This is a genomic window from Sphingomonas sp. 28-62-20, assembly GCF_002281505.1.
In genome coordinates this window covers 1-13,833 of record NZ_NCGH01000007.1, presented here as the reverse complement: position 1 = coordinate 13,833, position 13,833 = coordinate 1, and the positions used below count along the sequence as shown (strand labels likewise).

At 61.9% G+C, this 13,833-nt stretch carries 13 protein-coding genes; 5 read left to right on the top strand and 8 right to left on the bottom strand.

Features of this window, described 5'->3' with window-relative positions; genetic code table 11:
• Positions 1–21: 21 nt before the first annotated feature.
• The 4 genes from rlmN to B7Y43_RS06655 all read right to left on the bottom strand — a co-directional run bounded on the left by rlmN (position 22) and on the right by B7Y43_RS06655 (position 3,200).
• Complete coding sequence (gene rlmN / locus B7Y43_RS06670; protein ID WP_374130850.1) at positions 22–1,218, bottom strand: 23S rRNA (adenine(2503)-C(2))-methyltransferase RlmN; 1,197 nt, start codon at positions 1,216–1,218, stop codon at positions 22–24.
• Positions 1,218–1,937 (bottom strand): NYN domain-containing protein, encoded by a 720-nt coding sequence (locus B7Y43_RS06665; RefSeq protein ID WP_374130849.1) that lies wholly within the window; start codon positions 1,935–1,937, stop codon positions 1,218–1,220. Before B7Y43_RS06665 ends, rlmN begins: the two co-directional genes overlap by 1 nt.
• A gap of 133 nt (positions 1,938–2,070) precedes the next feature.
• The gene (locus tag B7Y43_RS06660) at positions 2,071–2,559 is read right to left on the bottom strand and encodes a hypothetical protein (RefSeq protein ID WP_374130848.1); all 489 of its coding nucleotides are present in this window, start codon (positions 2,557–2,559) and stop codon (positions 2,071–2,073) included.
• A complete protein-coding gene (locus B7Y43_RS06655; protein WP_374130847.1) occupies positions 2,556–3,200 on the bottom strand; it encodes a histidine phosphatase family protein in 645 nt (214 codons plus the stop codon). The genes B7Y43_RS06660 and B7Y43_RS06655 overlap by 4 nt, the downstream gene beginning before the upstream one ends.
• Before the next feature lie 198 nt (positions 3,201–3,398).
• On the opposite strand from B7Y43_RS06655, the gene dnaN reads away from it, so the two are divergent.
• Entirely contained in the window at positions 3,399–4,511 is a 1,113-nt protein-coding gene (gene dnaN / locus B7Y43_RS06650; RefSeq protein ID WP_374130846.1) for a DNA polymerase III subunit beta, read from the top strand.
• A 3-nt stretch (positions 4,512–4,514) separates the two neighbouring features.
• On the opposite strand, the gene B7Y43_RS06645 is transcribed toward dnaN, so the two are convergent.
• Complete coding sequence (locus tag B7Y43_RS06645) at positions 4,515–5,189, bottom strand: hypothetical protein (protein ID WP_374130845.1); 675 nt, start codon at positions 5,187–5,189, stop codon at positions 4,515–4,517.
• Complete coding sequence (locus tag B7Y43_RS06640) at positions 5,176–5,388, bottom strand: helix-turn-helix transcriptional regulator (RefSeq protein ID WP_374130844.1); 213 nt, start codon at positions 5,386–5,388, stop codon at positions 5,176–5,178. The genes B7Y43_RS06645 and B7Y43_RS06640 overlap by 14 nt, the downstream gene beginning before the upstream one ends.
• Before the next feature lie 248 nt (positions 5,389–5,636).
• On the opposite strand from B7Y43_RS06640, the gene B7Y43_RS06635 reads away from it, so the two are divergent.
• From B7Y43_RS06635 to B7Y43_RS06625, 3 genes are all read left to right on the top strand, one after another.
• A complete protein-coding gene (locus tag B7Y43_RS06635; protein WP_374130843.1) occupies positions 5,637–6,413 on the top strand; it encodes a Coq4 family protein in 777 nt (258 codons plus the stop codon).
• Between the two features lie 94 nt (positions 6,414–6,507).
• The gene (recF, locus tag B7Y43_RS06630; RefSeq protein ID WP_374130842.1) at positions 6,508–7,572 is read left to right on the top strand and encodes a DNA replication/repair protein RecF; all 1,065 of its coding nucleotides are present in this window, start codon (positions 6,508–6,510) and stop codon (positions 7,570–7,572) included.
• Between the two features lie 134 nt (positions 7,573–7,706).
• Entirely contained in the window at positions 7,707–9,302 is a 1,596-nt protein-coding gene (locus B7Y43_RS06625) for an isocitrate lyase (RefSeq protein WP_374130841.1), read from the top strand.
• Between the two features lie 161 nt (positions 9,303–9,463).
• On the opposite strand, the gene B7Y43_RS06620 is transcribed toward B7Y43_RS06625, so the two are convergent.
• A complete protein-coding gene (locus B7Y43_RS06620) occupies positions 9,464–9,955 on the bottom strand; it encodes a MarR family winged helix-turn-helix transcriptional regulator (protein WP_374130840.1) in 492 nt (163 codons plus the stop codon).
• On the bottom strand, positions 9,952–11,082 hold the full coding sequence (locus B7Y43_RS06615) for a hypothetical protein (RefSeq protein ID WP_374130839.1): 1,131 nt from the start codon (positions 11,080–11,082) through the stop codon (positions 9,952–9,954). Before B7Y43_RS06615 ends, B7Y43_RS06620 begins: the two co-directional genes overlap by 4 nt.
• A gap of 122 nt (positions 11,083–11,204) precedes the next feature.
• On the opposite strand from B7Y43_RS06615, the gene gyrB reads away from it, so the two are divergent.
• Entirely contained in the window at positions 11,205–13,718 is a 2,514-nt protein-coding gene (gyrB, locus tag B7Y43_RS06610; RefSeq protein WP_374130838.1) for a DNA gyrase subunit B, read from the top strand.
• The last annotated feature ends 115 nt before the right edge of the window (positions 13,719–13,833 follow it).

Below are 13,833 nucleotides of genomic sequence, written 5' to 3'. Positions count from 1 at the left end.
CCCTGCTGCCGATGACCGCGTTTACCCCAGCGCCGCCTGCTTTTCATCCGCCAGCGCATCCAATTCCGCCCGGCTCTTTTTCTCGCTTGCTGTCTTCAACTGGCCACAAGCCGCATCGATATCGCGCCCGCGCGGGGTACGCACGGGTGCGGAAATCCCGGCGCCGAACACGATGCTCGAAAAAGACTTGATCCGTTCGGGCGTAGAGCATTCATAATTTGCACCCGGCCAGGGGTTGAACGGGATCAGGTTTACCTTGGCGGGCAGCTGATATTTCTTGATCAGCCGCACCAGCTCGCGCGCTTCGGCATCGCTGTCATTCTTGTCCTTCAGCATCACATATTCAAAAGTGATCCGCCGGGCATTGTTGGCGCCAGGATAATCGGCGCAGGCCTGGAGCAGTTCCTCGATGCCATATTTCCGGTTCAGCGGCACGATTTCGTCGCGTACTTCCTTGGTCACGCCGTGCAGCGATACGGCCAGGTTGACGCCAATTTCTTCGCCCGCGCGCGCCATCATTGGCACCACGCCTGAGGTGGAGAGCGTGATCCGCCGTTTGCTGAGCGACAGGCCGTCGCCGTCCATGATCAGCTTCAGCGCATCGCGCACCGCATCGAAATTATAGAGCGGCTCGCCCATGCCCATCATTACGATGTTGGTCAGCAACCGCCCCTCGGGCTGGCTCGGCCATTCGCCCAGCCCATCGCGCGCGAGCATCACTTGCCCGACAATCTCACCTGCGGTGAGGTTGCGCACCAGCCGCATCGTGCCGGTGTGGCAGAATCGGCAATTCAGTGTGCAGCCAACCTGCGATGATACGCACAGCGTGCCCCGGTCTGCATCGGGGATGAAGACCATCTCGTAATCCTGGCCGTCATCACTCCGCAGCAGCCATTTGCGCGTGCCGTCGGTCGAGACTTGCGCCTCGATGACTTGCGGACGGCTGATCACGAAGCGCTGCTCGAGCCATGGCTGCATCGTCTTTGAAATGTCGGTCATCACCGCAAATTCGGTCGCACCGCGATTATACATCCAGTGCCAAAGCTGCTTGGCGCGCAATTTAGCCTGTTTGGGCTCCAGCTGCGCGGTCTCCAGCGCCAGGCGGAGATCGGCCTTGCTCAGCCCGATCAGGTCGATCCGGCCATCAGCACGCGGGGTGAAGGCGCGCGGCACGGGCACGGGATCGATGTGCCCGGGGATGGACATGTCGGGGGTCATTATTTTGTGCCTTTTCCGATGTTTCGGATGCCATCGACATGGGCAATCAAATCCTTTGCCGGTGTTCCACCCATTGGGTCCAGAACGACATCGATGCCTTCCCGTCGCGCCAGCTTCACCGCAGGAACAAAGTCTGCGTCGCCGGCGACCAAGATCAACTGGCTGATTTGGCGCTTGAACGCCATCGCGGCGATATCAAGGCCAAGCCGCATATCGACGCCTTTTTGAACCGTATCGATCTCGAAGTCTTCGTCGGTTGGGCCAAATATTTTGGGGTCGCTGACCCAACGCTCAACAGCTTTAGGCTTGGCTCTCCAGCCGACTTTGTCGTTCAGACGTCCCAGCCGGAGGGCAACCTTTCTGACATTCAGCAGCTCTTCATGGATGGCAAGCCGGGAGCGCGCGGTCTCGGTCTTTGCCAGGTCCAGGGTCCGGCGCGAAATGGGCAAATGCACTCGCTTCAGGAGTGGTGGACAATCATAAAAGAATATGCGGTACAGTTCAGGGTTTTCTGCCCAACTCATGTCGATGTTGGTAATGGCACCTTGATCGACTGTCAGCTTTGGGAGCCTCCCCCCGCTGGTGATCTCAAGATGTGCAGCAGCTAACCAGGCGGTACCAAATGCCACCGCTTTTGGAGATGTTGGATCGAACGACGGGTACCGGCTCTTGAACCGGCGCAGAAAATAAGCGCCGTCGATCACTACGGCGATCGGCATATCAGGGCTCACTAAAAACAATTTGTCCCCGGGGTAGGTCTTGAGATGATATCTGCTCTCGCGAGCGCCTCAAAACGTACTGCCGGGGACGGATAGGCCTCAAATATTGAAAAGTTCGGCAAAAGTCAAGATTTCACCGCCCCACGCACCCCAGTGCCGCCGCGTCGATGGCGGTCGCCGCCCCCCTCAGCGCGTAAACGTCAGCAAAGGGCCGCCCGCTTTTGCCCAGCGTTTCAACCGAGAGGCTCCGACCCGATCGGATCGCCGCCACGATCGCGGCATCGGTGCGCGAATCAGGAGCCCAGGCATCGGCATTGCCGGCGACAAGCTCGAACCGGCGCTCCCCCACGCTGATCGTCACGCGGGCGCGGGGATCGCGCTCGTGGCTCAAGCGGATATGGAGCTGGGCGCGGGCGTTCTGGCCCGGCCAAGTGGCGATGCTGGCAAAGGGGCGCCAATTGCCGCCGCCGCTGCTTGGTTTGACCGGCGTGGAAATCGCAAAGCATTTAAGCGGAGAGGGATCACGAAACGCACCCCAGCGATCGAAAATGCCAAGCGGATCGCGCGCCAGGGCAGGCGTCGCTGCGGCCAACAGCGACACAGCGATGATCGCCCGCATCATGCCGGCGCGAACCCGGTGCCGCGATGCACCAGCGTTTCGACCCCGCCAGCGACCATCACCAGCGATCCTTGAGGTAAACTGGACGCAGCAGGTGCGCCGATAGCGGGGTGGGGCGCCATCCCGGCCATGATCCCGCGCATGACCCTGCTCGACAGGCCATGCATGATGATCAACCGGTCGCCGTCATCATCATGGGTATCGGCGAGCCATGCCGATAGGCGCGCCGCCATTTCGGGGTAGCTCTCCCCATCCGGCGCCGATTTCAGGAGTCCGGTGCCAGGATGCACCAATTCGCCATATTCTTCCGCGAGCTCGGCATAATAACGCTTTCCCCAACTGCCTGTGCCCAATTCGGTCAGGCGCAGATCGGTGTGCGCTTCATGCCAGTCGAGCCCGAGATGCTCGACGACCACCGCTAAGGTCTGCAGCGCGCGCCCGGTTGGCGATGCCCATAAGGTCAGGCGCGGTTGCTGCCCCAGATGCGCCGCGATCGCCGCACCCATCTCGTCAGCCTGCGCGAATCCTGCGCGCGTCAGCGGGGTGTGCGCGGCCTCGCCCTGAATGCGGCGGGCGGCGTTGAAAACGGTTTCGCCGTGCCGGGCAATGAAATCGCGGCCCTTGCGGTCGTGCTTCTGGTTCATGACTGCGGTTTCCCCCGCGCAGCCCGCAAATGCAACGCCGGAAATCTGCGCCGCCAATCGCCCCGTGCAGGTACGGTCCAAGGCGGCGCAGGTGCTTGCCCCGGCCCTGTTTATGTTTAAGGAAAGGAAAATGGCGAAGTGTCCCCGGCGCAGTTCTTGCCCGGGCGGAAATGATGGGCGGCCGCCCGGGGGAGACCAATGAAGGCCACGATCGAACGCGCAACCTTGCTGAAGGGCTTGAGCCACGTCCAGTCGGTGGTCGAGCGGCGCAATACCATCCCCATCCTGTCCAACGTCCTAATCGAGGCGACCGGTGACGGTACCATCAAGCTGATGGCGACCGATCTCGATTTGCAGATTAACGAGCATATTGCGGCCAGCGTTGAAACCCCCGGCGCCACCACTGTTTCCGCGCACACGCTGTTCGACATCGCCCGCAAACTGCCCGAGGGCAGCCAGGTCAGCCTGAGCGCTGCCGAAGGCCGGATGACCATCATGGCAGGGCGCGCCAAGTTCCAGCTCTCCACCTTGCCGCGCGACGATTTCCCGGTGATCGCTGAAGGCGAACTGCCGACCAGTTTCGAGCTGCCTGCCGAAACGCTGAAGCAGATCATCGACAAGACCCGCTTCGCGATCTCGACCGAGGAAACGCGTTATTATCTGAACGGCATCTTCCTGCATGTGTCGGATGATCCGAGCCCCGTGCTGAAGGCCGCTGCGACCGATGGCCACCGCCTCGCGCGCGTCACCGTCACCCGGCCCGACGGCGCTGAGGGCATGCCCGACGTGATCGTGCCGCGTAAGTGCGTCGCTGAGCTGCGCAAATTGCTCGATGAGATTGACGGCTCGGTCGGTGTGTCGCTGTCCGCCACCAAGATCCGCTTCGATCTCGGCCAGGCGCTGCTCACGTCAAAGCTGATCGACGGCACCTTCCCCGATTACAGCCGCGTGATCCCGACCGGCAATGACAAGATTCTTAAGATCGACCCGCGCGCGTTCGAAGAAGGCGTCGACCGCGTCTCCACCATTGCGACGGAAAAAACGCGCGCGGTGAAGATGGCGCTCGATCGCGACAAGATCACGCTTTCGGTCACCAGCCCAGAAAACGGCACCGCGGCGGAAGAAGTCTCAGGCGATTATGCCGCCGCCCCGTTCGAAATTGGGTTCAACAGCCGTTATTTGCTCGATATTTTGGGCCAGGTGCATGGCGATACCGTCGAGGTTCACCTTGCCGACGCGGCGGCGCCAACGCTGATCCGCGAGAATGACAAGGCCGCAGCACTTTACGTGATCATGCCGATGCGGGTGTGAGCGTCACACGTTCACCAACCCGCGCCTGACTGAAATGGTCACTGACGTTACCAGATAAGCCCCCATCAGGATGGTCATCAGCGTCCAGCTATCGACCTCGGCGACGAGGTCGAGCCGGGCGAGGGCGGCCCAGATGAACAGGCCAAGCTGGAGCACCCAGAAGCACAGCGCCCCAGTCTGGGCGATCACGGCGCGGGCGAGTTCGTCGCCGTCTTTCCATATTCTCCAGTTGATCAAGCACTCGACCAGCAACAGCGCGCCCAGCGCGAACGCAACGACGCTGCGCATTTCAGTCCCCAGCCCGGCATGGGCCGCGATTGGTGGTATCATGATAAGCAGCCCGCCAAGGGCCGCGACCAATGCCCCACGCCGACCCTCGACCAGCGCGGCGGGATCGACTTCGGTTTCGGCCGGCTGTTTTTCGACCATCTCGTTCCAGCGCTTCCTGCTGGTCGTCGCCCAGGCCGCATAGCCTGCGCTGATCAGAAGCGTCAGCGCGATCAGCAGGCTGCACAGATCGGCCAGCGTCCAATCGAGCAGCGGGGCGATGGACCCGCGTTTCAGCGCTCTGCCGACGAAATAGCCGGCTACCCCGCCAATCGGCGCGCCGATCGCCCCCGCGATCAGCATGCGCCGCCAAAGATTGCGCGTGGTTGCAGGGGCATCAGGACCGTTCATCGGGGCTCCAATCGTCGAGGAAGATGGCATCGACAGGCACTCCAAAAACTTTGGACATTCTAAGCGCGAGCGGCAGGCTCGGATCATATTTATCGGTTTCAACCGCATTGATCGTTTGGCGTGACACCCCCAACCGGATCGCCAGATCGGCCTGACTCATCCCGGCTTCGGCCCGCAAAACGCGCAGACGATTTTCCATGATCAGCAACCCACCCGATAACCGGTGCGAAACGGGAAGGTGTGCATGACCATATGACAAGAGCTCTTGTCATTTTCGAGTCGCGATGTCAAGAGCTCTTGTCTCTTGCTTGCCCTATCGCGGTCGCTTGAGGCGATTTGGTGCTCAGTGGATGTTACCATTCCGCCCCTTGGCGGCCATCCCACGGGACCGCTTGACCGCCCGACGTCGATGATTTATTAACACAAGTGTCAGTAAGGATCGATTCTATGGCCAAGCTTCCTCCCTTCCCCGGTACCACTGGTCGGCGTGACTGGAAGACGGCGTTTGCGGCGATCCGCAAGCTGCTCAACAATGGCGATGACACGACGCAGGTTTTTCTGATCATGCGCGCGCTCAACGTCGGCAATGCGCCAATGAATTATGCCCGCTTCATCGCCACCGCAGAGGGCGGCCGCATGGCCTATGAGCGCGTCGAACTCGCGCGCAAATTCGCGGAGCCCGCCTATGTCGCGCAGTTCGCCCCAGGCACGGTGGGCGCTGCCTATCGCGATTTTCTGGTGTCGACCGGCTATTCGGCGGACGGGCTGGTCGAGGTCAGCCGCGTGATCAGCGAAGACGATATGCTCCACCCCTATGCCTGGTTTGGCAGACGCGTCCGCGACACGCATGACATCTGGCATGTGCTGAATGGTTACAAGGCCGATGAGTCGCTCGGTGAGGGCGCGCTGGTTGCCTTTTCCTATGCGCAGGTCGGCGGGCTTGGTTGGGCGTTTATCGGCGTGGCGGCTGCGCTGAAGAGCATCAGCGTGACGGGCAATTTGTTGTTCGCGAAAGCAGTGTGGGAAGGCTATGTCCGCGGCCGCAAGGCGCAATGGCTGGCGGGTGAAGATTATGAGCAATTGCTGCACGAGCCGATCGAGGCAGCGCGGGCGCGGCTCGGCCTGAGTAAGCCGGTCGCCTATCTGAAGGCCCAGCGCGAGCTTGGCGCAATGGCCTCTTATCTCAGCCAATCCAAGGGCGGCGAGACGGCTATCGCGGCCTGACGCGGCCATGACGCGTCTCTCCAGGCGGAACCTGCGCCGCTAGGCTGCGCGAAAGGCGCGCGACACCTGCTCGTTCTGCGCTAAGGCAAGGACGATGCTTTCCCGGTTGGTCCTTACCGATTTTCGTAACCATGCCGATGCCGTCATCGCACCCGGTCCCGGCTTCGTGGTGCTGACGGGCGAGAATGGCGTCGGCAAGACCAACATTTTGGAAGCGGTGTCGCTGTTGGCGCCGGGGCGCGGGCTGCGGCGCGCGGTGCTGGCCGATATGGCGCGGCAGGGTGGGGCCGGGGGCTTTGGCGTTGCCGCCAGACTGGGCGACGGCGTCGATATCGCGACCGGCACTCAGGCCGCAGCGCCCGATCGCCGGATCGTCCGCGTTCAGGGCGCTGGCACGGCCGCCACCGCTTTGGCGGAATGGCTAAGTGTGCTGTGGCTGACCCCGGCAATGGACCGGCTGTTCGTCGAGCCTGCAGCGGAGCGGCGCCGCTTTCTTGATCGGCTCACCTTGGCGCTCGCGCCGGGCCACGCCGTTCATGCCAATCGCTATGAGGCCGCCATGCGCGCGCGCAACCGATTGCTGGGGGAGGACAGCCCGCCCGATGCGCCCTGGCTTGCCGCGCTGGAAGCGCAAATGGCTGAGCATGGTGCCGCGATCGACTCCGCGCGGCGACAGACGGTGGTGCTGCTTGCCGACATGCTGCGCGATCAGGTCGCCGGGCCGTTTGCGCGTGCCGGGCTGGTGTTGGAAGGGTGGGGCGGTGCTGCCGACAGATTGGCTGCGGATCTTGCCGCGGGGCGACGGCGCGATGCCGCTGCCGGGCGAACGCTTATCGGCCCGCATCGCACCGATCTTGCCGTCACCCATCTCGACAAAGCCCAGGCGGCGGCGCTGTGTTCGACGGGCGAGCAAAAGGCACTGCTGCTCGGGATCGTGCTTGCGCATGCGGATCTTGTGGCCGCGCGGACTGGCCATGCCCCTGTGTTGCTGCTTGATGAGGTGGCCGCCCATCTCGATCCGCGCCGCCGTGCGGCGCTGTTCGAACGATTGGCGGGCCGTGGGCAGATTTGGATGACCGGTACTGAAACGGCCTTATTTGATGACGTCCCCGGGGAAGCAACACGGCTGACACTGCAGGGCGGACAAATTTGTCAATAATTTACAACCTAACTTGGTTTTTGGGCCGTTTTTGAACAGTAACACCCGATAGCGTGCAGATTTCCGATCATGGCGGATGTCAACCTGTGTACCGGACGCTCCAGATCCCATTCAATATCAATAAAGGCCTCCCCATGACCTACCAGACCCATATCGCGCAGACTGATGCGCTCATCAAAAGCCAGAATGGCACATGGGATGGCATTTCCGCTGAATCAGTCGCCCGGATGCGGCTGCAGAACCGGTTCCAAACCGGTCTCGACATCGCGCGCTACACAGCGAAGATCATGCGCGCTGATATGGCCGCCTATGATGCTAACCCGGCCGACTACACCCAGTCGCTTGGCTGCTGGCACGGCTTTATCGGCCAGCAGAAGATGATCAGCATCAAGAAGCATTTCGGCTCGACCAAGCGCCGCTACCTCTATCTCTCGGGCTGGATGGTTGCTGCGCTGCGCTCCGATTTCGGCCCGCTGCCCGATCAGTCGATGCATGAGAAGACGAGTGTCCCCGCGTTGATCGAGGAGCTCTACACCTTTCTGCGCCAGGCCGATGCTCGCGAGCTTGGCATGATGTTCCGCGATCTCGACGCTGCCCGTGCGGCCGGCAACGAAGTCGAGGCAAAGCGCCTCCTCAACGCGATCGACACTTACGAAACGCATGTCGTGCCGATCATCGCTGATATCGATGCCGGCTTTGGCAATGCGGAAGCCACCTATCTGCTCGCCAAGAAGATGATCGAGGCGGGCGCCTGTGCGCTGCAGATCGAGAATCAAGTCAGCGACGAAAAGCAGTGCGGCCACCAAGACGGCAAGGTCACCGTGCCGCACGAAGACTTCCTCGCCAAGGTCCGCGCCTGCCGCTACGCTTTTCTCGAACTCGGCGTAGAGGACGGCATCATCGTCACCCGCACCGATTCGCTGGGTGCTGGCCTCACCAAGCAGATTGCCGTTTCCAAGGAGCCGGGCGATCTCGGCGACCAGTATAACAGCTTCCTCGATTGCGAAGAGATCGATCCGTCGACTGCGCGCAACGGCGATGTCATCCTCAACCGCGACGGCAAGCTGCTGCGCCCCAAGCGTCTGCCCTCCAACCTGTTCCAGTTCCGCGCTGGCTCGGGCGAGGATCGCTGCGTGCTCGATTGCATCACGTCGCTGCAGAATGGTGCTGACCTGCTGTGGATCGAAACCGAAAAGCCGCATATCGAACAGATTGCCGGCATGGTCGATCGCATCCGTGAAGTGATCCCGAACGCCAAGCTCGTTTACAACAACTCACCCAGCTTCAACTGGACGCTCAACTTCCGCCAGCAAGTGTTTGATGCCTGGACCGCAGCAGGCAAGGACGTGTCGGCCTATGACCGCGCCAAGCTGATGAGCGTCGATTATGACGGCACCGATCTGGGCAATGAAGCTGATGAGCGCATTCGCACCTTCCAGAAGGATGCCGCCGCTCGTGCCGGCATCTTCCATCACCTGATCACGCTGCCGACCTATCACACCGCCGCGCTCAGCACCGACAATCTCGCCAAGGAATATTTCGGCGAACAGGGCATGCTTGGCTATGTGAAGGGCGTGCAGCGCAAGGAAATCCGCGAAGGGATCGCCTGTGTGAAGCACCAGAATATGTCGGGCTCCGATATCGGTGATGATCACAAGGAATATTTCGCGGGGGAAGCGGCTTTGAAGGCCGGCGGCGCACACAATACCATGAACCAGTTCGCTGCCTGAACGGCAGCGGGGAACCAGTTTGCTGCGTAAGCGGTAACGCGTTTGCCGCCCTCAGCGCGGCAATTTCACCGGATCGCGGGATAACGCGACCGGATACGACTTTCCTGGGGAGGAAAGCCTGGCCCGTCGTCGCGGTAACGCGGCGGCGGGCCTTTCGCGTTTCAAGGGTTTGAAGTGTCTGGGGCATGATTGGGCACCGGATCCCGTGCCGCATCAAGCGCAACCCGCACTCGGCGCAGCACGGGGAGCACCAATGCCAGTTCCTGCGGACCGATCACGGCTTCCAGCAACGGCAACAGCGGGGTGATCGCCCCGAGTGCCGATTCACGTGCCGAGCGGCCCTTGTCGGTGAGCGATACCAGCTTGGCGCGGCCATCGGCAGGGTCGTCGCGGATCGTAACCAGATCGTCGCGCGCCATCCGCGCAAGCGTACTCGTCATTGTCGGGCGAGTGACCTGAAGGGCATTGGCGAGCTGCGCGGGCGAGCGTTCGTGGTGGCCCAGCCGCACGAAATGATTGAGCACGGTGAACTGCGCCCGCGTCATCCCGGCGGGCAATGCCCGTTCGAACATCGTGCCGGAAAGTTGATCGATAATGCCGATTTCGTTGAAGAACTCGAACGCGAGCGGGTCAGTCGGCGGCGTTGCGGTCATACCAGATGCTTTTCTAGCGGCCATCGCGGGGCTGGCAAGGTGGGCGGCGCGGTGCCGATCCGCGCGAGCATCTGCACCCGCTCGCTGCCGCTAGCCCCCAGCAGCCGGTGGACGCGGGCATAGTCAGCCGTCATTTCGGGATATTCCTGCAGTGACTGGCTCAGCGGGTGCATTGCCAGCCCCAAAGTCGTTGCGCGCAGCTGGGCGCGGACATAGCGCCGCCCCGCCTCGAGCTGTTCGGCGCGACTGTTACCGGGTGTGGTGATCCACAGGAGCGCAGGGATCGATCCGCAGCTGTCCTGCACCTGCTTCAGCCCCATCTTGAACGCGTCGGTGTTCGGATCGGCGATCAGTTTCTGGTTGAGCATCCCCACCGCCTGCAACGCCTCCACGATGGGGCCACCGATCGGCAGGCCATCGGGGTTAGCGTTCATTTCGTCAGCGCCGATCCGCATCAGATCGACGCTTTCCATGAAGGTTCGGTGCGTCACCGTCTCGATCGTCATCGCGCGCACTGCGAGCGGGCGCATCTGCGCAAGCAGCGCGGGATCAGCGCTTGTCACGACATTCTCACGCGCCACCGCGCGTAGTTGCGCGGGTGTCGGCGGTGCGGGCGCGTAGAGCGCGCGGTTGGTGTGCCGGTGCGTGATTGCCGAGAACAGCGGATCGTGGGTGATGTCGGGATCCTTGCGGAAAACGAGCTGCGCCACCGGATTCTGGTCCAAACGGGGCTGGGGCTCGCCCGCCGGGAACGGCGTGACGTCAATCGCATAACCGCGCTCGGCCGCCGCGATCCGAGCAACTTCGATAAAGGTACCGAAACCCATGATGATCTGTCGGTCGAACGGGTCGGTTTCGGGCAGGCGCTTGTCGAGATCGCAGCGCAGCAGCACGCGGTCGCTGCCGACCAGTTCGATCAGCCAGGGCTGGCGGTTATGCGGGTTCGGCGCAAGAATCGCATAGCGCAGCGCATCGAGCCGGGGATCGGCGGGGCGGCGCGGATCGATGGTCCACGGCGCGATTGCGGTGGTGGGCGTGCGCATCACGCGCCAGGCGGCGCCACCCCCCACCAGCGCAAGGCCGACACCACTGGCACCAAGGATGATCGATCGTCTTGAAAGCGGCATAGGACACCTCATCTGATTAGATGTCAAACTATCTAGTTTGACATCTAATCAGATGCAAGCGCGGATTCTTCCCACTGCCATTTTACTTCCGTTTTTCAGGCGTGGACCCTATATGCTGTTCCATGGCTGAAGACACGAACACCCCCCCCAACGTCCCCAACGCAAATGATTACGGCGCCGATTCGATCAAGGTGCTCAAAGGGCTCGATGCAGTCCGCAAGCGACCTGGCATGTATATCGGCGATACCGATGATGGCTCGGGGCTTCACCATATGGTGTTCGAGGTATCCGACAACGCCATCGATGAGGCACTGGCCGGCCATTGCGACCGGATCGACATTACGCTGAACCCCGACGGGTCGGTTTCGGTACAGGACAATGGGCGCGGAATCCCGACGGGCATTCATACCGAGGAAGGCGTCTCCGCCGCCGAAGTGATCATGACTCAGCTCCATGCGGGCGGGAAGTTCGAAAACACGTCGGATGACAACGCCTATAAGGTGTCGGGCGGCTTGCACGGCGTCGGCGTTTCTGTCGTCAATGCGCTCAGCGAATGGCTCGACCTCACGATTTGGCGCGACGAGACTGAGCATTATATGCGCTTTGCGTTCGGCGACGCGGTTGCGCCGCTGAAAGTGGTTGGCCCGGCACCCGGTAAAAAGGGGACCAAGGTCACCTTCTTCCCCTCACCCGCCACCTTCAAGATCACCGAGTTTGATTTCGACAAGCTTGAGCATCGCTATCGCGAGCTTGCCTTCCTGAATTCGGGCGTCCGCCTGTTCCTGAGCGACGCGCGGCACGCAGACGTGAAGACCGTCGAGCTTTATTACGAAGGCGGGATCGCCGCGTTCGTCAAATATCTGGATCGCAACAAGGTGCCGCTGATGCCGGAACCGGTGGCGATCAACGGTACGCGCGATGATGTGACGATCGACGTCGCGCTCGAGTGGAACGACTCATATTATGAGAACGTCCTGTGCTTCACGAACAACATTCCGCAGCGCGATGGCGGCACGCATCTGGCGGCGTTCCGCGCGGCGCTGACCCGCACGATCAATAACTATGCGGAAAAGTCGGGGCTCCTGAAAAAGGAGAAGGTCACGCTGACCGGTGACGATATGCGTGAAGGGCTCACCGCAATCGTCTCGGTCAAGCTGCCCGATCCAAAATTCTCGTCGCAGACCAAGGACAAGCTGGTCTCGTCCGAAGTGCGCCAGCCGCTTGAAAGCCTGATGGCCGACAAGCTCGCTGAATGGCTCGAGGAAAATCCGGCGCATGGCCGCGCGATCGTCGGCAAGGTGATCGACGCCGCTGCCGCGCGCGAGGCCGCCAAAAAAGCGCGCGAACTGACCCGGCGCAAGGGTGTGATGGACATCGCTTCGCTCCCCGGCAAGCTTGCCGACTGCCAGGAACGCGATCCCGCCAAGTCCGAGCTGTTCCTGGTCGAGGGCGACTCGGCTGGTGGCTCAGCTAAGCAAGGCCGCGACCGGCATTTTCAGGCGATCCTGCCGCTCCGCGGTAAAATCCTCAACGTCGAGCGTGCGCGCTTCGACCGGATGCTGTCGAGCCGTGAAATCGGCACGCTTATCCAGGCGATGGGCACTGGCATTGGCCGTGACGATTTCAATGTCGAAAAGCTGCGGTACCACAAGATCGTCATCATGACCGATGCTGACGTCGATGGCGCGCATATCCGCACCTTGCTGCTGACGTTTTTCTACCGGCAAATGCCCGAAATCATCACCCAGGGGCACCTCTTCATCGCGCAGCCGCCGCTCTACAAGGCGACGCGGGGACGGTCGGAAGTCTATCTGAAGGACGATAGCGCGCTTGACGAGTATCTTGTCGAAAACGGCGTTGCGCTGTCAGTGCTTGAGGAGGCGGGCGGCGCAAGATCGGGGGCCGATCTGCGCAGCCTGGTCGATCATGCCCGGCGCATGCGCACCTTGATGCGCTATGTGCCGCGCCGCTACGATCCGACGATCGTCGAGGCGATGGCGATGGGCGGTGTCCTCAATCCCGCCCTTGATGCGAATGCTCGTTCGGCGCTGCTGGCAACCGCCGTCACCGGGCTCGACGCGGCTGATGCCGATGCGCGCTGGTCGGCCAATCTCACCGAAGAGGGCAGCATCCACTTCAAGCGCGTGTGGCGCGGCGTGACCGATCACCACATTATCGAAGCCGCGTTCCTTGGCTCCGCTGAAGCGCGCAAATTGCACGCGCTGGCGGTCGAACAGGGTGATGCCTTCGCGCAGACCGCCAAGCTTGTGTCGTCAAAGGCTGCCGCTGCGGCACAGGCCGAAGCCGATGCGGCAGCGGATGAGGATGACGATGCCCCCGTTACCCTGGGCAAGGGCGAAACGATGGTTGCGCGCCCCAGCCAGCTGCTCGATGCGATCCTGGCCGCCGGGCGCAAGGGCCTCGCCATCCAGCGCTACAAGGGTCTGGGTGAGATGAACGCCGATCAGCTTTGGGAAACCACGTTGGATCCGCAGAACCGGTCGATGCTGCGCGTCGAGGTGGAACAGGCCGATGTCGCGGATGAAATCTTCACTCGCCTGATGGGCGACGTCGTCGAGCCGCGCCGTGAATTCATTCAGGAAAACGCGCTGTCGGTGGCCAATCTGGACGTCTAAGCGGCGCGATTAGCGGCTAGAGTCGTTCTGATTTAGATTGAGGCATATCCGGCACCCCTGATGTAGTTGGCACATTCGTCGGGAGGGAAGCGGTCGAGCAGTTTGCCGATGCGCC